This window comes from Cupriavidus sp. SS-3 (genome assembly GCF_035818815.1).
In the GTDB taxonomy this organism is placed as follows: Bacteria; Pseudomonadota; Gammaproteobacteria; order Burkholderiales; family Burkholderiaceae; genus Cupriavidus; species Cupriavidus taiwanensis_C.
The window spans coordinates 243,390-261,579 of the sequence record NZ_JAYLVT010000007.1 but is presented as its reverse complement, the minus strand read 5'-3'; the positions used below and the strand labels follow the sequence as shown (position 1 = coordinate 261,579).

At 67.8% G+C, this 18,190-nt stretch carries 18 protein-coding genes; 11 read left to right on the top strand and 7 right to left on the bottom strand.

Annotated features, from left to right (window positions below):
• The first annotated feature begins 64 nt into the window (after positions 1-64).
• The 3 genes from U9J39_RS13790 to U9J39_RS13780 are packed head-to-tail and all read left to right on the top strand — an operon-like array spanning position 65 to position 2,561.
• Positions 65-1,267, top strand: a complete 1,203-nt coding sequence (locus U9J39_RS13790; protein ID WP_326347305.1) for a beta-ketoacyl-[acyl-carrier-protein] synthase family protein — start codon at positions 65-67, stop codon at positions 1,265-1,267.
• 9 nt (positions 1,268-1,276) lie between these two features.
• Positions 1,277-2,089 (top strand): beta-ketoacyl synthase chain length factor, encoded by an 813-nt coding sequence (locus U9J39_RS13785; protein WP_326347304.1) that lies wholly within the window; start codon positions 1,277-1,279, stop codon positions 2,087-2,089.
• On the top strand, positions 2,082-2,561 hold the full coding sequence (locus tag U9J39_RS13780) for a hydroxymyristoyl-ACP dehydratase (protein ID WP_115713052.1): 480 nt from the start codon (positions 2,082-2,084) through the stop codon (positions 2,559-2,561). Before U9J39_RS13785 ends, U9J39_RS13780 begins: the two co-directional genes overlap by 8 nt.
• A 24-nt stretch (positions 2,562-2,585) precedes the next feature.
• Here U9J39_RS13780 and fahA read toward each other — a convergent pair whose 3' ends face one another.
• From fahA to U9J39_RS13765, 3 genes are all read right to left on the bottom strand, one after another.
• Positions 2,586-3,848 carry a fumarylacetoacetase gene (gene fahA, locus U9J39_RS13775; RefSeq protein ID WP_115713051.1) on the bottom strand — a complete coding sequence of 421 codons (1,263 nt, stop codon included), beginning with the start codon at positions 3,846-3,848 and terminating at the stop codon, positions 2,586-2,588.
• Positions 3,849-3,967: 119 nt separating this feature from the next.
• The gene (gene hmgA, locus U9J39_RS13770) at positions 3,968-5,287 is read right to left on the bottom strand and encodes a homogentisate 1,2-dioxygenase (protein ID WP_116314564.1); all 1,320 of its coding nucleotides are present in this window, start codon (positions 5,285-5,287) and stop codon (positions 3,968-3,970) included.
• Between the two features lie 402 nt (positions 5,288-5,689).
• Positions 5,690-6,073, bottom strand: a complete 384-nt coding sequence (locus U9J39_RS13765; protein WP_115713049.1) for a helix-turn-helix domain-containing protein — start codon at positions 6,071-6,073, stop codon at positions 5,690-5,692.
• A gap of 338 nt (positions 6,074-6,411) precedes the next feature.
• Here U9J39_RS13765 and U9J39_RS13760 point away from each other — a divergent pair, with 338 nt between their 5' ends.
• The 3 genes from U9J39_RS13760 to U9J39_RS13750 all read left to right on the top strand — a co-directional run bounded on the left by U9J39_RS13760 (position 6,412) and on the right by U9J39_RS13750 (position 8,555).
• Positions 6,412-7,026 carry a TetR/AcrR family transcriptional regulator gene (locus U9J39_RS13760; protein WP_240987843.1) on the top strand — a complete coding sequence of 205 codons (615 nt, stop codon included), beginning with the start codon at positions 6,412-6,414 and terminating at the stop codon, positions 7,024-7,026.
• A gap of 165 nt (positions 7,027-7,191) precedes the next feature.
• A complete protein-coding gene (locus tag U9J39_RS13755; RefSeq protein WP_326347303.1) occupies positions 7,192-8,208 on the top strand; it encodes an alpha/beta fold hydrolase in 1,017 nt (338 codons plus the stop codon).
• 14 nt (positions 8,209-8,222) lie between these two features.
• Positions 8,223-8,555 (top strand): DUF2917 domain-containing protein, encoded by a 333-nt coding sequence (locus tag U9J39_RS13750; protein WP_116314566.1) that lies wholly within the window; start codon positions 8,223-8,225, stop codon positions 8,553-8,555.
• A gap of 161 nt (positions 8,556-8,716) precedes the next feature.
• Here U9J39_RS13750 and aliA read toward each other — a convergent pair whose 3' ends face one another.
• From aliA to badH, 4 genes are read right to left on the bottom strand one after another with little or no spacing between them, the layout of a single operon-like run.
• Positions 8,717-10,360, bottom strand: a complete 1,644-nt coding sequence (gene aliA, locus U9J39_RS13745; RefSeq protein ID WP_326347302.1) for a cyclohexanecarboxylate-CoA ligase — start codon at positions 10,358-10,360, stop codon at positions 8,717-8,719.
• A 51-nt stretch (positions 10,361-10,411) separates the two neighbouring features.
• Positions 10,412-11,563 (bottom strand): cyclohexanecarboxyl-CoA dehydrogenase, encoded by a 1,152-nt coding sequence (aliB, locus tag U9J39_RS13740; RefSeq protein ID WP_326347301.1) that lies wholly within the window; start codon positions 11,561-11,563, stop codon positions 10,412-10,414.
• Between the two features lie 26 nt (positions 11,564-11,589).
• Positions 11,590-12,372: a 2-ketocyclohexanecarboxyl-CoA hydrolase gene (gene badI, locus U9J39_RS13735; protein WP_115682683.1), complete on the bottom strand. Its 783-nt coding sequence runs from the start codon at positions 12,370-12,372 to the stop codon at positions 11,590-11,592.
• A 35-nt stretch (positions 12,373-12,407) separates the two neighbouring features.
• Positions 12,408-13,175 carry a 2-hydroxycyclohexanecarboxyl-CoA dehydrogenase gene (gene badH, locus U9J39_RS13730; protein WP_326347300.1) on the bottom strand — a complete coding sequence of 256 codons (768 nt, stop codon included), beginning with the start codon at positions 13,173-13,175 and terminating at the stop codon, positions 12,408-12,410.
• Positions 13,176-13,314: 139 nt separating this feature from the next.
• Between badH and U9J39_RS13725 the strand changes: the two genes are divergently transcribed.
• The 5 genes from U9J39_RS13725 to U9J39_RS13705 all read left to right on the top strand — a co-directional run bounded on the left by U9J39_RS13725 (position 13,315) and on the right by U9J39_RS13705 (position 18,134).
• Entirely contained in the window at positions 13,315-13,836 is a 522-nt protein-coding gene (locus tag U9J39_RS13725) for a MarR family winged helix-turn-helix transcriptional regulator (protein ID WP_115713042.1), read from the top strand.
• Positions 13,837-14,073: 237 nt separating this feature from the next.
• Positions 14,074-14,367 carry a GYD domain-containing protein gene (locus U9J39_RS13720; RefSeq protein ID WP_116314571.1) on the top strand — a complete coding sequence of 98 codons (294 nt, stop codon included), beginning with the start codon at positions 14,074-14,076 and terminating at the stop codon, positions 14,365-14,367.
• Positions 14,368-14,542: 175 nt separating this feature from the next.
• Entirely contained in the window at positions 14,543-14,767 is a 225-nt protein-coding gene (locus U9J39_RS13715; protein WP_115713036.1) for a DUF2188 domain-containing protein, read from the top strand.
• An 83-nt stretch (positions 14,768-14,850) separates the two neighbouring features.
• A complete protein-coding gene (locus tag U9J39_RS13710) occupies positions 14,851-15,897 on the top strand; it encodes an AI-2E family transporter (protein WP_115682688.1) in 1,047 nt (348 codons plus the stop codon).
• 137 nt (positions 15,898-16,034) lie between these two features.
• Positions 16,035-18,134 (top strand): TonB-dependent siderophore receptor, encoded by a 2,100-nt coding sequence (locus U9J39_RS13705; protein WP_326347299.1) that lies wholly within the window; start codon positions 16,035-16,037, stop codon positions 18,132-18,134.
• The last annotated feature ends 56 nt before the right edge of the window (positions 18,135-18,190 follow it).

Genomic DNA, 18,190 nt, shown 5'->3' with positions numbered 1-18,190 from the left:
CCGCCGCGGCTTGTTACAATTGCCGCTGCCTTCAGAGATTCCTTCCATTCGCCTCACCGAAGCTGTGTCCCCGCTCCTGTTCTCGCATTTCACGGCCACCAGCTGCCTCGGCGCCGGCCTCGACGCCACGCTGGCGGCGCTGCGCGCGCAGCGCGGCGGCCTGGCGCCGTGCCGCTTCGGCGACGTTGCCCTCGATACCTATGTCGGCGAAGTGGCCGGCCTGGACGCCGTCACGCTGCCGGCCGCGCTGGCCGAGTTCGACTGCCGCAACAACCGGCTGGCGCAGCTGGCGCTGGAGCAGGACGACTTTGCCGCACGCGTGCGCGAGGCGGCGGCGCGCTACGGCGCCCACCGCATCGGTGTCTTTCTCGGCACCAGCACCGCGGGCGTGCTGCAGACCGAACTGGGCTACCGCCAGCGCGATCCGGCCAGCGGCGCGCTGCCGCCGGACTTCCACTACGGCGGCACGCACAACCCCTACTCGCTGCCGGCGTTCCTGCGGCAGCAACTGGGCCTGACCGGGCCGGCGGCGGCGGTGTCGTCGGCGTGCTCGTCCGGAGCCAAGGTGTTCAGCTCGGCGCGGCGCATGCTCGAGGCCGGGCTGATCGATGCGGCAGTGGTGGGCGGCGTCGACTCGCTGTGCCACACCACGCTGTACGGCTTCAATGCGCTGGAGTTGTTGTCGCGCCAGCCGTGCCGGCCCTACGACGTGGCCCGCAATGGCATCTCGATCGGCGAAGGCGCGGTGTTCGGCCTGCTCGAACGCGTGACCGGCACGGTGGCGGACGATGCCATCCTGCTCGCAGGCATCGGCGAATCGAGCGATGCGCACCATATGTCGACACCGCACCCGCAGGGGCTGGGGGCACGCATGGCAATGGCGCAGGCGCTGGCCGGCGCAGGCCTCGCGCCGGAGCAAGTCGGCTACGTCAACCTGCACGGCACCGCCACGCGCAGCAACGACGCCGCCGAAGCGCTGGCCATGGCCGCGGTGCTGCCCGGCACGCCGTGCAGCTCGACCAAAGGCGCCACCGGCCATGCACTCGGCGCGGCCGGCGCCCTCGAAGCCGTGATCTGCGCGCTGGCGCTGCGCCACGGCCTGGTGCCGGCCGGCATCAACACCACGCAGCCGGACCCCGCGCTCGATGTGAACTACCAGCTCGCCAACCAGGACACGCCGTTGCGCTACGCGATGAGCAATGCGTTCGGTTTCGGTGGATCCAACTGCAGCCTGCTGTTCGCCCGTGCGGACGCAGTTGCTCACTGAGCCAGCGCCATGCCCCAGCCCGTCTATCTCGAAAGCATCGGCCTGCTCGGCCCCGGCCTGAGCGGCTGGCAGCAGGCCAGTGCCGTGCTCGCCGGACGCGCGCCGTACGAGCATGCGGCCACCGAGCTGCCGCTGCCGTCGGGCCTGCCACCGGCAGAGCGCCGCCGCACCGGACCCACCGTCCGGCTGGCGCTTGGCGTCGGCCAGCAGGCAGTGGCTGCCGGCGGCTGCGATGCCGCGCAGTTGCCGACGATCTTTACCTCGTCCAGCAGCGATGGCCAAAACTTCCATGCCATCTGCGAAGCGCTGGCGCAGCCCGAGCCGCTGATGTCGCCCACGCGCTTCCACAACTCCGTGCACAACGCGACCGCCGGCTACTGGTCGATTGCAGCCGGCGCGATGCGCGCCTCCAACGTGCTGTGCGCGATGGACGGCAGCTTTGGCGCGGGGCTGCTGGAAGGCGTACTGCAGGCCAGCGCCGATGCCGAGCCCTGCCTGCTGATTGCCTATGACACCGGCTATCCGGAGCCGCTGCACAGCTGCCGGCCGATTCCCGATCCGTTCGGCGTGGCCCTGCTGCTCACGCCGCAACCGAGCCCGCGCTCGCTGGCGCGCATCGCGGTGGCGCTGACACAGGCACCGGCCACCGCGATGGCGGACGCCGCTTTGGAAGCGCTGCGCCAGTCAGCCCCGGCCGCGCGCGCGCTGCCGCTGCTGGCCGCCATCGCCCGCGGCGAGACCGGCACGGTGGTGCTGGATTATCTGGACACGCTGCGGATCGAAGCCGAGGTCACCAGCCTCGGCAGCCAGGCCGATGCCTGAAACAATCAGGGACCGCGCCTGGATCGCGGCGCGCATTCCGCACCAGGGCAGCATGTGCCTGCTCGACGGCGTGGTGGCGTGGGACGCGGCATCGATCCGCTGCACGGCAAGCAGCCACACGCATGCGGAGAATCCGCTGCGCGCGCAGGACCGGCTGGCAGCGGTATGCGGGATCGAATATGCCGCGCAGGCCATGGCAGTGCACGGCGCCTTGCTGGCCGAGGCCGGGCAGGCAGGCGGCGCGCCGCAGCGCCCGCGCACGGGCTACCTTGCCAGCGTGCGCAAGCTGGTGCTGCAGGTGGAACGGCTCGACGACATCGCGGCGCCGCTGGAGGTCACGGCGGAGCGCATCAGCGGCGAAGGTGCCACCGTGCTCTACGCCTTTGCCGTCAGCGCCGCGGGACGTACGCTGCTGTCGGGCCGCGCGGCGGTCATCCTGGATGCCGCCGCGCTTGGCGCTGACGCAGGCTGAAGCCTGCCGGCCAGCACCCTCGCTTCAGCGCGCCGGCAGGATCTTGCCCGACACCGTACCGAAGCCGACGCGATAGCCGTCGCCCTGGCAGTAGCCGGTCATGAGCACGTCGTCGCCGTCCTGCAGGAAGCTGCGCTGGCTGCCATCGGCCAGCGTCAGCGGCTCGGCCCCGTTGCGGGTCAGCTCGAGCAGGCTGCCGTAAGAGTCCGGCGTGGTGCCGCTGATCGTGCCCGAGCCCATCAGGTCGCCCACGCGCACATTGCAGCCCGACACCGTGTGGTGCGCCAGCTGCTGCGCCATGGTCCAGTACATCGCCTTGAAGTTGGTGCGGCAGATGGTGCTGGGCGCCGCTGCGCCTGCGGGCTGCAGCGCGACTTCCAGCGCGATGTCGTAGGCGTTCTTGCCTTGCTGCTGCAGGTAGGGCAGCGGCTCGGGCGATTGCGCGGGATTGTCGCGGCGGAACGGCTCGAGCGCTTCCATGGTGACCACCCACGGCGAGATCGAGGTACCGAAGCCCTTGCTGTTGAACGGCCCCAGCGGCACGTATTCCCATTGCTGGATATCGCGCGCGCTCCAGTCGTTGAGCAGCACCATGCCGAACATATGCGACGGCGCGTCGGCGGTGCTGACCGGCTCGCCCAGGGCCGAGGGCTTGCCGACGATAAAGCCCATCTCCAGTTCGAAATCCAGCTTGCGGCAGGCGCTGAAGACCGGGCGCGCCTCGTTCGGCAGCTTGATCTGGCCATTGGGGCGATGCAGCGGCGTGCCGCTCACCACCACCGAGCTGGCGCGGCCGTTGTAGCCGATCGGGATTTCCAGCCAGTTCGGCAGCAGCGCATTGTCCGGATCGCGGAACATGCGGCCGACGTTGGTGGCGTGCTCCTTCGACGAATAGAAATCCGTGTAGCCCGGTATCTCGACCGGCAGGTGCAGCGTCGCGGCCGACATCGGCACCAGCGCCTGGTCGCGCAGGGAGGCATTGTCGCGCAACGCGGCGTCGGCACCGGACAACAGCGCCGTCAGGCGCCGGCGCGTTTCGCTCCAGACCGGCTGGCCCAGCGCGATGAAGCGATTGAGACTGGCCGCGGCAAAGGTGCCCCGGGCCGCTTCAGGCAGCAGGCCGGCCTGGTCCAGCGCGTCGAGGTCCACGACCTGGTCACCGATGGCAACGCCGACTCGGGGCGCCCGGCCTTGGGTGGAAAACACGCCGTAGGGAAGGTTTTGCAGCGAAAAATGGGTGTTGCCGTCGTTGGCGCTGTCGATCCAGCTGGTTTGGGGGGCGGTCATCGGGATACTCCGAAAATTTTGGTGGCACTTGTCACATGCGGTGACGCGTCACGCCTGGCGGGCGCCTGCCCTCTCCCGCAAGCGGGAGAGAGAAAACCGGGCGGGCCAGGCGGCCGGGATCAGCGGGTGTTCGGGTTGAAATGCTTCTTCAGGCCTTGCCAGCAGGTGTAGTACTCCTGCTGCAGCGACGCCGACTGCGCCGCGTACGGCGTCGGGCGGATCACGCCCGGGGTTTCGAACATGAACGCCATGGTGTTTTCGATATGGTGCGGCGTCGAGGTGTCGGCAACGCTGGCCTTCTCGAACGTCTCCGCATCGGGGCCGTGGCCGCTCATGCAGTTGTGCAGGCTGGCGCCGCCCGGCGCGAAGCCTTCGGCCTTGGCGTCGTAGACGCCCGCGATCAGGCCCATGAACTCGCTGGCGATATTGCGGTGGAACCAGGGCGGGCGGAACGAGTCCTGCATGGCCAGCCAGCGCGGCCCGAAGATGACGAAGTCGATGGTGTCGACGCCCGGCGTATCCGACGGCGATTGCAGCACCAGGAAGATCGACGGATCCGGATGGTCGTAGCTGATCGAGCCGATGGTGTTGAAGCGGCGCAGGTCGTACTTGTACGGCGCGTAGTTGCCATGCCAGGCCACCACGTCGAGCGGCGAGTGGCCGATGTCGGCGCGCCACAGGTTGCCCTGGAACTTGGCCACCAGCTCGAACGCGCCTTCGCGGTCTTCGTAGCTGGCCACCGGTGTCAGGAAGTCGCGCGGATTGGCCAGGCCATTCGAGCCGATCACGCCCAGGTCGGGCAGCCGGAACAGCGCACCATAGTTCTCGCAGATATAGCCGCGCGCCTCGCCGTCGGGCAGCTCCACGCGGAAACGCACGCCCCGCGGGATCACCACGATCTCGTGCGGCTCGGCTTCCAGGCGGCCCAGTTCGGTCACCATCAGCAGCCGGCCCTGCTGCGGCACGATCAGCATCTCGCCGTCGGCGTTGTAGAAAAAGCGGTCCTGCATCGAGCGGTTGGCCAGGTACAGGTGGATGCCGCAGCCGGTCATCGCCTCCGGGCCGCCATTGCCGGCCATGGTGACGATGCCGTCGACAAAGTCGGTCGCCACCGAGGGCATCGCCGGCGGGCTCCAGCGCATCTGGTTCGGCGACGGCGGCACCTGGTCGAAGCGGCTCAGGAAACGCGACTGTTCGATCAGCGTGAACGGCTTGTGCATTGCCGCCGGGCGGATGCGGTACAGCCACGAGCGGCGGTTGTGCGCGCGCGGCGCCGTGAACGCCGTGCCGGACAACTGCTCGGCATACAGGCCATAGGGCGCGCGCTGGGGCGAGTTCTGGCCGACCGGCAGCGCGCCGGGCAGTGCCTCGGTGGCGAATTCATTGGCGAAGCCGGACATATAGCCGTGCTCGGCAAGCTGGGTATGCGTGAGGTCCATGGTGTGGTCTTGCGTCTCCGGGGTGGGTCCATCAGCGCAGCGCTGGCCGCACGGCGCTTGAATTACGTATTGTGCAATGAATTTACCATATCGTAATCACCGAAACCGGGCGTGTCAAACCGCGGAGGCGCGCGGGCAGCACGCGGCGCTCTTGCAGTTGTAGGCGGCGAATCAGGAAATGGGGAGGACGCCGCTGGGGGTGCCAGAAGCGGAAGAAGACAGTAAGGCTTGAAAGCGCCGGTTCAGGCAGTCAGGCCTGCGGCGTCAGGGAGCAGAAACGGCTCTCGGGACAAAAGCGGCTCGGCGCGCGCCGGAGGGCACGCGCCGCTTGCGGAGGGTGGCCTGGAGGCCCGCCGCCGGACCGGCCCGCACAAGCATGCGTCCGGCCAGGCAGAAGGCGGATCAGACCGGTTTGTGGCCCTCGCCGGTGCCGGGGCCGAAACCGCCGCCGGAGGCCGGTGCCGCGGCCGGTGCCGGCGCGCTGCCAGCGGGCTGGCCGGCCATCGAGGCAGCGGTCACGCCGCCGTTGCGGCTGGCAATGAAAGCGTTGACGTCAGCGGCAAGGTGCTGCGGCGCCAGCACCACTTCGAGGCCCAGCGCCTCGCAGGCCGCCAGGAAGGTCGACATGCGGGGGTCGGCCTGACCTGATTCTGCCCGGAGGTAAGCCTCCCGGGAAATGCCCGCCTTGCGGGCAACGTCCTCCTGCTTGAGCTTGCGCGCGCGGCGCAGCGCCCGCAGTTGCCGGAACGGTTCGCTAGCGCCTCTCGGCACGGCTGTACTGTTCATGTCGGTCTCCAGTCACCAGTGAAAAAAAGTGCGCGGACGTGCATTCGAGTATAGAGCACGCAAAGCGTTCCGTATGTAACCGCCGAAACACTTTGTGCAGATTTATTGCTGGCCCGTCATCTTGCGCCGGCATCTACCGGAAGGCGCCCCTCCAAGCGTCGGACAGAGCACAACACCTTCCCGCCGCCTTGACAGTAACGAGCCCTCGGAATTTGCGTTGACGTCACATGCATAGCTGTATGACGTTATGGCCTCCCCAGCACAACAACGCAAGTCGGGGCAACTACCATGCATCCGGTTTCGTTGACAAACCGACCGGTCGTGCTATTCTTCGTTGCATGCAGAAAGGACATCTCACCCGCAAAGCCATCATCGAGCAGGCGCTGGACGCCGCCGCCAAGGTCGGCTTCGAGCAGTTGTCGCTGGCCACGCTGGCGGCCGACACCAATATGTCTAAGAGCGGCCTGTACGCGCACTTCAAGTCCAAGGAGATGCTGCAGCAGGCGGTGCTGGACCTGGCGGTGGAGCGTTTCGGCGACATCGTGATCCGGCCGGCGATGCGCCAGCCGCGCGGCATGCCGCGATTGCAGGCGCTGTTCGAAGGCTACCTGGAATGGCTTGGCGGCACGGTGACGCAGGGGCGGTGCCTGTTTACCGCGCTGGGGCAGGAGTATCGCGACCGCCCCGGCTCTATCCGCGACCTGGTGGTGCAGTCGCTGAAGGACTGGCACAGCACCATCGCGCGGGTGGTGGGGGACGCCATCGAGGAAGGCCAGTTCGGGCCGCACGTCGACCCGCGCCAGTTCGCCTTCGAGCTGTCCGGCATCGGCATGGCCTTCCAGCAGTCGTTCAAGCTGCTGGGGCGGCAGGATGCGGAAGCGATGGCGCGGCACGCCTTCGCGGCCCTGGCCGCGCGCGCGGCGGCAGGCGCGCCCCATCCCGCGAGGACCTGACATCGGCGCCGGCGCTATCCCGCCGGCAGGCAGCAAACCGCTCCGGCGGCTTTTTTTGCACCGAAAAAAGCACGACTGGTCGGTCTTTTAGAAAGCGCGAGACGCCGCCGGCCCGCCCGGTTCCGATGACGTCGCGCAATCCAGAATCCATTGGAGGTGCAGGTCATGACGCAAGCAGTCTCTTCTCCTTCCCCGGTTTCCCCCTCTCCCGCCGTGGCCGCGACCGCCTTGCGCAGCCCAGATGCGTCGTCCCCCGCCAGCCGCGACGGTACCTTGCAGCGTGTCCTGACGGGCTTGCAGCGCTTGCGCTGGCAAGCGGGCAGCGTGCTGATGCCCGCGGCGACGGCGCGTCGGCTCGAGCGGATCTGGTTCTGCCCGCCGCGGGGTGTCGCCACTTCCGCTGCCCGGCATGCGCTGGACAGTGCGCGCGCAGACTGGGCCCTGGTAACCGGCCATGGACCCAGCCGGCGGGTGCGGGTCTACCGCTGGGGCAGCGCAGGTCCGGTGGTGCTGCTCGCCCATGGCTGGGGCGGTCATGCGGGCCAGTGGCATGCGGCGATCGACGGCCTGCTGGCAGCGGGCATGCGGGTGGTCGCCTTCGATGCGCTGTCGCACGGCGCCTCCGATGCCGGCGCGCGCGGCGCCGCGCAGAGTTCGGTGCTGGAAATGTCGCGCTCGCTGCTGGCGGCAGCCTGGCATGCCGGGCCGGTCCATGCCGTGGTGGCGCATTCGCTCGGTGGCGCGGCCGCGGCGCTGGCGCTGCGCGAAGGCCTGCCGGCACGCGCCGCGGTGCTGCTGGGCGCGCCCGCCGACATGCGCGCGGCATGCGCCGCGCTGGCGTGGCAGCTGGGCGTGGCGCCGGCGGTGCTGGGCCGCATGCAACGCCACAGCGAACGCTGGCTCGGCATGCCATGGTCGGCCTTCAACGTGCCGGACCTGGGCCGCGCCCGCCCGGTGCCGCCTACGCTGGTGATCCATGACCGCGACGACAAGGAGGTGCGCTGGGAAGACGGCGCGGCCATCGCCGGTGCCTGGCCTGGCGCCCGGCTGGAGACCACCACCGGCCTCGGCCATCGCCGCATCCTGCGCGATCCCGCGGTGATCCAGCGCATCGCCGAATTCATCCGGCCGCCATCCGGGCCGTGCCAGCTACCGGTATCCGCCGGCCTGGCCGTGGCCTGAACCAGGAGACCATCATGTACCTGGTAAGCAACGATATGACCGCCACCCTGCCCGCCCGCAGCTCGCTGCGGCTGGTCGCCGGGCCCGGCGAACGGGTGGCGGTGCGCTGCACCGCCGGCGAATTGTGGCTGATCCGCGATGGCGATCCGAAGGACACGGCGCTGACCGCAAGCGAGTGCTTTACGTTGTCCGACGCCGGCCATGTCGAGCTGTATGCGATCACCGCCGCCTCTCTGCATGTCAGCCGCTGCAAGGCGGCTCCCGGCCCGGTTCGCGACCCATGGCGGCAGCGCCTATCGCGCTGGCTCGGCCCGCGCCGCCACGGCTATACCGGCGCCAGCCGCTGACACGAGCCGCCACCCCGTCTGCCATCCGCCGACAAGCCCTGCCAGCTTGCCGCCCCAGGGCGTTGGTGGATGGCTGTGCGTCATGGCGGTTAATTGCGCAATCGCCATGGCAAACATCGCTGACCTTGCCGCCCGCGCCGCGGATACCTGCCGACGCAACCTCAGCCTTCTTCGCCAAGCAGCATCTCGCGCAGCCGGAACTTCTGGATCTTGCCGGCGGGCGTGGCCGGCAGCGCGTCACGCACCACCAGTTTCTCCGGGATGTATTGCAGCGCCATCTTCTGCTGCCTGAGCCAGTCGACCATGCCGGCCATGTCGATCGACTGCCCCGGGCGTGGCACGACGAAGGCGCAGGCACGCTCGCCCAACCGCGCATCGGGATAGGCCACGATCGCCACCTGCGCCACCGCGGGATGCCGGTACAGCAGGGTCTCGACTTCCAGCACGGGGATGTTCTCGCCGCCGCGAATGATCACGTCCTTGCTGCGGCCGGCGATGCGCAGGTAGCCGTGCGCGTCCAGCTGCGCCAGGTCGCCGGTGTCGAACCAGCCGTCGGCATCGGTGCTGTTCAGGTGCGGCCGCTTCAGGTAGCCGCCGAAATTCGAACAGGCCCGCACCAGCAGGCGCCCGGTCTGCCCCGCGGGCAGGTCCGCGTCGGCGCCGTCCACCACCCTTAGCTCCACGCCGGGCAGCGGGCAGCCGTCGGTAGTCGAGGCACGCGTTTCGGGATCGTCCGGCAGGGTCGTGGTCACGGCGCCGTTCTCCGACATGCCCCATGCCGAGACGATCGTGGCGTCCAGCGCCGAGCGCGCGCGCTCCACCAGCGCCCCCGGGATCGGCGCGCCAGCGCACAGGAAGGTGCACAGGCTCGGCACGGGCGTGCCGGACTCCGCCACCACGCGGGCCAGGTCGGTCAGGAACGGTGTCGAACCCATGGTGAAGGTCACACCTTGCTCGCGGATCAGCGCCGCCGCGCGCGCCGGGTCCCAGATATCCTGCAGCACCGCATGCGCGCCCAGCACCACCGGCATCATCAGTCCGTACATGAAGCCGGTCTGGTGCGCCATCGGCGAGGCCATCAGCACTACGTCGTCGCCGGTGAGATGGAGCCGGCCGGCATAGGCGACGATGTTGGAGAACAGCGTGTTCGCGGTATGCATCACGCCCTTGGGTTCACCGGTGGTGCCGGAGGTGTAGATCAGCTGGGTGACGTCATCCGGACCGGGGCGGCTGCCCAGCAGGATGGCGGCGGCATCGGTGTCGTCCTCCCAGGGCGGGCCGCTCAGCAGCGCCTCGAAGCTGTCGTCGCCGTCGCCGTCCACGGCGACGACATGACGCAGCGCGGGCAGCGCATCGCGCAAACCCCGCAGCATGTGCGCATGATCGAAGCCGCGGAACGTCTTCGGCACGACCACCACCTTGCTTTGGGCGTGCGCCAGCATGAACGACAGCTCGCGCTCGCGGAAGATCGGCATGACCGGGTTGAGCACTGCGCCCAGCCGCGCGCAGGCCAGGTACAGCACGCTCAGGTGCCAGCCGTTGGGCAATTGGCATGAGACCACGTCGCCGGTAACGATGCCGAGGCGGGAAAGCCCTAGCGCCACGCGATCGGCCATGCGCGCCAGCTCCCGCCAGGTGAAGCGCGTCACCTGTTGACGTTCGATGCTGAGCGCCGTCAACGCGGTTGCGTCGGGCCGTTCCCGCACGCATGCGGCAAGATAGTCGTTGATGGTACGGTCCTGCCAGTGCCCGCCGGCAACGCTGGCGGCACGGCGCGGCGCGATCAGTACGGCGTCGAAATCCATGGCGTTCTCCTCGTTGTTGTGTGCTGCCAGTCGTTGCGTCAGGCGCGCGCGTCAGGCCGGCACCGCCTCGCGCCCGGCGCGGGTGCGCGCGATGATGGTCTTCATGATCTGCGCGGTGCCGTCGCCGATCTGGAAGCCGAGCACGTCGCGCAGGCGCTGCTCCATCACGCCGCGGTCATAGCCGCCGTGGCCGAACGACAGCAGGCACTGGTGCACCACGTCGTACGCCAGCTTGGGTGCCCACCACTTGCACATCGCGGCTTCGGCGGTATGCGGCAGGCCGCGGTCCTTCAGCCACAGCGTCTGCAGGCACAGCAGCCGCGCGCCCTGCACCTGGGTCTCGAAGTCGGCCAGCGGATGCGACACGCCCTGGAACGCCGACAGCGGCTTGCCGAAGGCCTGGCGCTCCGCCACATAGGTCCAGGTCTCGTCCAGCGCTGCCTGGGCCACCGCCAGCACCTGCAGCCCGATCAGCGCGCGCGAGAAGTCGAAGCCCTGCATCACCTGCACAAAGCCCTCCCCTTCCTTGCCCAGCAGGTGGCTGGCCGGCACGCGCACGTTCTCGAAGAAGATCGAGCCGCGCCCGATGGCGCGCTGGCCATGGCAGTCGAAGCGGTTGCGCGTGATGCCCGGCAGCTCCATCGGCACCAGCAGCGCCGACACGCCGCGCGCTCCCGACTCCACCGAACCGCTGCGCGCGAACACCACTGCGGCATCGGCCTGGTCGGCGGCGGAGATCGAGGTCTTCTCGCCATTGAGCACATAGTGGTCGCCATCGCGCTCCATGCGCAGGCGCAGGCTGGCCGCGTCGGAGCCGCCGCGCGGCTCGGTCAGCGCGATCGCCAGCAGCGCTTCGCCGCGCGTCAGGCGCTGCAGCCAGGGGCCGGCGATCTCCGGCCGCGCGTGGTGCGCCAGGATCTGCCCGTTCAGCGAGGCCAGCAGGTTGATGTACGACAGGCTCAGGTCGGCGCGCGCCACCGCTTCGTGGATCACGCCGGCGGCGAGCGAGCCCAGGCCCTGCCCGCCATACTGTTCCGGCAGCTCGGGCGCGATAAAGCCCATCTCGCCCATCTCTCGCATCAGCGCGCGGTCGAGCACGCGGGTGCGGTCGCGCTCCAGGCAGCCGGGTGCGACGCGCGCGTCGGCAAAGCGGCGCGCGTGTTCCGCCAGCGCCATCAGTTCTTCGTCAAGGTAGGGATTCATGTTCGTCTCCGCGCGGTTGGGCCGGCTTACTTCGCGTACTTGCGGAAATCCGGCTTGCGCTTTTCCTGGAAGGCGCGCACGCCCTCGCGCGATTCCTCGGTGTCGTAATAGAGCTTGAGCGCGTACATGCCCATGCCGGCGATGCCGCCCTGGTGCGCGGTGTCCATGTTGAACGAGCGCTTGGCGATGGCGATCGCGGTCGGGCTTTTTTCCAGGATCTCGTCGCACCACTTCTGCACTTCGGCGTCGAGCTGCTCGTGCGGCACCACGGCGTTGACCAGGCCCATCGCCAGCGCTTCGGCGGCGGGATAGCGGCGGCACAGGTACCAGATCTCGCGCGCCTTCTTTTCGCCCACCACGCGCGCCAGGAAGGCGGTGCCGTAGCCGGGGTCGACCGAGCCAACCTTCGGCCCGACCTGCCCGAACACGGCCTTGTCCGAGGCAATGGTGAAATCGCAGATCGTGCACAGCACGTTGCCGCCGCCGATGGCATAGCCCTGCACGCGCGCGATCACCGGCTTGGGCACGTCGCGGATGGCGTTGTGCAGTTCTTCCATCGGCAGGCCGATGGTGCCGCGGCCGTCGTACTGGCCCTCGTGCGCGGACTGGTCGCCGCCGGTGCAGAACGCCTTGTCGCCGGCGCCGGCCAGCACGATGGCGCCGATCTCGCGGTCATAACCGGCGCGGTTGATGGCGTGGATCAATTCGTCGCAGGTGCGGCCGCGGAAGGCGTTCATCTTTTCCGGGCGGTTGATGACGATCCAGGCCGCGCCGTTGCGCACTTCATAGCGGATGTCTTCGTATTGCATGGTGGTCTCCGTTGTCTGGTTGGGATGGTTTGCGCTCAGCCGTTCATGGTCAGGCCGCCCGACACGCTCAGCACTTGCCCGGTGATGAAGGCCGCATCGTCGCCGGCAAAGAACAGCACCGCGCCGGGCAGGTCGTCGGGCTGCCCGATGCGGCCCAGCGGGATCGAGCGGGTGAAGGCTTCCACCAGCTTCTCGGGGTTGCCCGCGCCCTGCTTGTAGTCCTCGAACAACGCGGTCTCGGTCGGCCCCGGGCACACCACGTTCACGGTGATGCCGTGGCGCGCATGCTCGCGCGCGATGGTCTTGGAGAACGACACCAGTCCGCCCTTGCACGCGGCGTACACCGCCTCGCCGGACGAACCCACGCGCGCGGCATCGGAGGCGATATTGACGATGCGCCCGCGCTTGCGCGCCACCATGCCGGGCAGCACCGCGTGGTGCATATGCAGCGCGCCGGTCAGGTTGATGGCGATCAGCCGCTCCCACTGCGCCGGCTCGGTCTTGACGAACGGACGGAACACATCCCAGCCGGCGTTGTTGACCAGCACGTCGATGGGTCCCAACTCCTGCTCCACCGCCGCCACCGCCGCATCGACGCTGGCGCGATCGGTGATGTCACAGCGCACCGCCAGCGAGCGGCCGCCGGCATCGCGGATCTGCGCCGCCACGCGTTCGCCCGCGTCCGGGTTCAGGTCGAGCACCCCCACCGCCGCGCCCGCACGTGCAAAGCGCAAACAGGTTGCGCCGCCGATACCGCCACCACCGCCGGTCACGATGACCGTCTTGCCTTCGAGTCCTTGCACAGCCGTTCTCCTTTCAGGGTTCCGGTGCTATCGTGCCGGCGGTGTCGCCGCCACATGCGCCTTTATTTACGTAAATATATTGACGTATACTAGGCGCGACCGAGACCGCGTGCAAGGCCGCTATCCTTTGGAAATCACTATGGTTAACCCCGACCAGGGAGGCGAACTCCCGACTAACGCGCGCATGGAACTGGCCAACCGGCTGTTCTTTCGCCTGTACCAATGCGCAAACATGTTGCATAAAACCGGCTCGCGCGCCGTCGAAGCGGAAGGCTTGACGACACAGCAGTGGGCCGTGCTGGGCGCGCTGTCGCGGCCGGAAGCCGCCGATGGCATGAGCGTCGGCGACCTGGCCCGTTACCTGATGGTGAGCCGCCAGAACCTGTCCGGGCTGGTCAGCCGGATGGAACGGGACGGCCACGTCACGCTGGCGCCTGACGGGCGCGACCGCCGCTCGCGGCTGGTGCGGATGAGCGAGCCGGGCCGCGAGGTGTGGCTCCACCAGGCGCAGCCGAAGATCCGGCAGTACTACGAGCAGGCGCTGGACGGCTTCTCCACCAACGACCTGACGCACACGCTGCATTACCTGCTGAAGTTGCTGGACAACATGCGCGCACTGGACGCGCCGGAGGGTGGCGACGGCGGGCCGGCACAGGACTAAGGCGGATCGCTGTATCAGGACTGATACACAGCAGCCCATCCCGAGCCGTCGGGCACCGCGGCATTTCCCGCGACGCGGCCCACCACGTCGGCTGGCGCGCAATATGCGTCGGTGTGGGGTTGCTCAGGCCCCCGGCGCTGCGCCGGGACTCCCTGAACCACTGCCCCGGCTTGCTGCGATCGGTCGCGTGCGCGCAGCCGGGACGGCGTTCGATCGATCCTTACCGGAGATCCCGCCATGACCCGCTATATCGTGCTAGCCAGCTTCACCGACCAGGGCATCCGCGCCGTCAAGGACACCACCAAGCGCGCCGCCGCGGTGCGCGAGATGGGCGCGCGCTTCGGGGTGCAGATGAAAGACATCTACTGGACCCTGGGCAAATACGACATCGTGCTGACCGTCGAAGCCCAGGATGACGCCAGCATGACCGCCTTCGGCCTGGCGGTGGGCGCGCTCGGCAACGTGCGCACGCAGACGCTGCGGGCCTTCAACGTCGACGAGATGCAGGAGATTATCGACAAGATGAGTTGAACCGCCCTGGCACTCTGTCCATGTCATCAAGAACGCCCGCCATGGCGCCTGGCGGGCGTTGTTGCTGCTGGCTGGTGCGCGCTTTCCGGATATCCGACGGCCTTGTCAGACGGCGCCCGATACCTCGGCCACGGCACAGCGCTGACACTCATACTGCCAACTTCCGGAGAGCGCCATGCCAGGCAAGAATATCCATGTCGTGCCGACCCATAACGGCTGGGCCGTCGAAGCGGAAGGACGCGCCGGCAACCAGCAGCGATTCACGTCGATGGACCATGCGATCGCCACCGGCATGGAAAAAGCCAGGCGCGCAAAGGTCGAGTTGCTGATCCATGGAAAAGACCACCAGATCATGGAGCGCAACTGCTTCGGCAACGCTTCCGGTGACGCCGACGGGTAATGGAAGGGAAACCTCGTGCAGGGTACCATCGTGCAGGGCACCATCGGCAACGTGCCTGGACGACTCTAATCGCGGACAACCCGATGCGCAATTTGAGAGGTTTTTACATCCTTCTGATCGCCGTCACCATTGCGTTCATCTGGATACTGCTGCCCTTCTACAGCGCGATCCTGTGGGGCACCATACTTGCCATCCTGTTCCATCCCATGCACCGCAAGCTGACGGTGCGATTCGGCAACCGGGAAAATCTCGCGGCATTGACCACGCTGCTGGTCTGCGTGCTGATGGCCATTGTCCCGGTATTCCTGATGATTGCCACGCTCGCACAGGAAGTGGCTTTTGCCTACCAGCAAATCAAGACCGGCAAATGGGATTTCGGGCAGTACTTCCAGACCGCCGTACAAGCCCTGCCGGCTTCCATCGAGAACTGGCTGAACGAAATCGGGTTGGCCGACGTCGCGGGCCTGCAGGCAAAACTGACCGAAGGGGCCGCCCGCATCAGCCAGTTCATGGCGGCCCAGGCTGTCGCCATTGGCCAGAACACGCTGCAGTTCGCGGTTGGCCTCGGTGTCATGCTGTACCTCGTGTTTTTCCTGCTGCGTGACGGTGCGGTGATTTCCCATCGCTTCCGCGAAGCGATGCCGCTGAGCGACGCGCACACCCGCCGGCTGGTCGGCCGGTTCACCACCGTGGTCCGCGCCACGGTCAAGGGCAACGTGGTGGTGGCGGCGGTGCAGGGCATTCTGGGCGGCCTGGCTTTCCTGCTGCTGGGCATCAACGGCGCGCTGCTGTGGGGCACGCTGATGGCGTTTCTGTCGCTGCTGCCGGCCGTTGGCGCCGCGCTGGTCTGGGGCCCCGCCGCAATTTATTTCCTGCTGGCCGGCCCAGTCTGGAAAGGCGTCGCGCTCATTGCCATCGGTACCCTCGTCATCGGCGCGGTGGACAACCTGCTGCGCCCTGTCCTGGTCGGCAAGGACACCAAGTTGCCGGACTGGCTCGTGCTGATCTCGACCCTCGGCGGCATGTCGGTGTTTGGCATCAACGGCTTTGTGATAGGTCCGCTGATTGCCGCGCTGTTTATGTCGTGCTGGGATATCTCGGTGATCGAGGATCGCGACGACACCATGTGACCGGTTCACGCCGCCATTTCGCCATGTCGCCGTGTTCTGCACGTTGACAAAGCAACTGCGAACGCCCAGACAAAACCCCTAGAAACAAGAATTATTCTCATTTATTATTCGGCCTTTTGCTTTTATCCCGGGCCGTCATGCTTTTCCGCCGTCTTGCCATACCTGCCGCCGCCAGTTCGCTGCTGCTGCCTGCCGTTGTCTCCCACGCCGCCGAAGAACCGGCCACGCTGCCGTCCGTGACGGTCAGCGCCGCCGCTGACGGGCAGACCGACATCGGTTTCGCCACGCGCCGGGCGGCTGGCGTGACCAAATCCGGCGAAGCGGCGGCCGACGCCGCGCAATCGATCACCGTGATCACGCGCGACCTGCTCGACAGCCAGCAGGCGCAGAACCTCAGCGACGCGCTGCAGAATTCGGCCGGCGTGGTTACCAACGTCTATGGCCGGCGCGGCTGGGACGACTTCATCATCCGCGGCCAGCGTGCCTCGGAATCGATCTTTGCCGACGGGCTGCTGGTCGACAGCAACAACCGCGTGGCGCAGGAGCTGTTCGGCGTGGAGCGCGTGGAAGTGCTCAAGGGACCGGCCTCGATACTGTTCGGCGCGGTGCAGCCCGGCGGCCTGGTCAACATGGTCAGCAAGCGCCCGCGCGCGGAACTGTTCGGCGAACTGGGCCTGACCGTCGGCAACTATGGCTTCCGGCAGATGACGGTCGATGTGGGCACGCCGCTGGCCAAGGACAGCAAGGCGGCGTTCCGCCTGAACGGGCTGATGATGAACAGCGACGATCCGACCGACTTCGTCTGGTATCGCAACCGCTGGATCGCGCCGTCGCTGACGCTCGACCTGGGCGCGCGCACGGACTTCACCATCCTGGCCAGCCACAACCAGCGCAACTACGTGCGCCAGCAGGGCCTGCCCGTGAATGGCACGCTGGTGCCGAACCGCAATGGCGTGGTGCCGGCCAACCGCTTTATCGGCGAACCGGATGCCCCTTCCTATGACGGCGAGCAGAACCGCATCGGCTACGCGCTGACGCACCGGTTCGACTCGGGCTGGACCCTGAACCAGAACCTGCGCTACCAGACCTCGTCGCTGACCGGTACGCTGGTATCGGCCGGCACCATGGCGCTCAACAGCCAGTCGATGAACCGCAGCGGCACGCAGCAGAACTTTTCGGGCAATTCGTTCGGCGTCGACACCAACGTGCAGCGGACTTTTGCGTTCACGGGCCATGCCCACAACGTGACCTTCGGCATCGACTACCGGCATACCAAGGAAGACCGCCTGCAGAAGACGTGCCGCGTGGCCGCGCTGAACGTTTACAGCCCGGTCTATGGCGCCAGCATCAACTGCCCGTCCGCCTATAGCGTGGATGCGACCGATACGCTGGATGCGCTGGGCCTTTACCTGCGCGACCAGGTCCGCATCGGGCAGCGCTGGACCGTCACCGGCGGCGTGCGCTACGAATCCGCGCGGACGGGCACAACCGACCGGCTCGCCTCGTCGCGTACCGACAATGACAACAACGCCGTCACCGGCAGCGCCGGCGTGATGTACGACCTGACGCACTGGGCCCGACCGTACGCGAGCTTCGCCACGTCGTTCCTGCCCAACGCCGGCACCGATGTCAGCGGCGCCACCTTCAGGCCCGAGAAGGGTCGCCAGTACGAGGTCGGCGTCAAGTTCGACATGCCGGACAAGTCCGGCCTGCTGACGCTGGCGGCGTTCGACCTGACGCGCACCAATGTGCTCAGCAGCGATCCGGTCAACACGGGTTTCAGCATGGCCGTGGGCGAGCAGCGCTCGCGCGGGCTGGAAGTGGAACTGACGCAGGATCTCGGCAATGGCCTCAGCGTATCGGCGGCCTACGCCTACATCGCCAGCGAAGTCACCGAGGACACCACCGCCACAAACGTCGGCAAGCCGCTGAACAGCGTGCCGCGGCACAGCTTCTCGGTCTGGAGCCAGTATCGCCTGCGTGGTGCGCTGGCCGGCTGGTACGTCGGCGCCGGCGTGCGGGGCGAGAGCGCCAAGCGCGGCTACAGCTTCAACTACACCGTGCCGGGCTACGCCGTCGCCGATCTTGCCGTCGGCTACGTGGCCTCGCACTGGCGCGCGGCATTCAACGTCAAGAACGTGTTCGACAAGATGTACTACGCGGGTGGCCTGAACAACAACGTGCTGCCGGTGGGCAATCCGCGCGTCGCCATGCTCAACGTGACCATGAACTATTGAAGCTGGGGTGGTGTTCCGCCGGCGATGCGAAACACCACCGCTCCTTGTGACTAGGC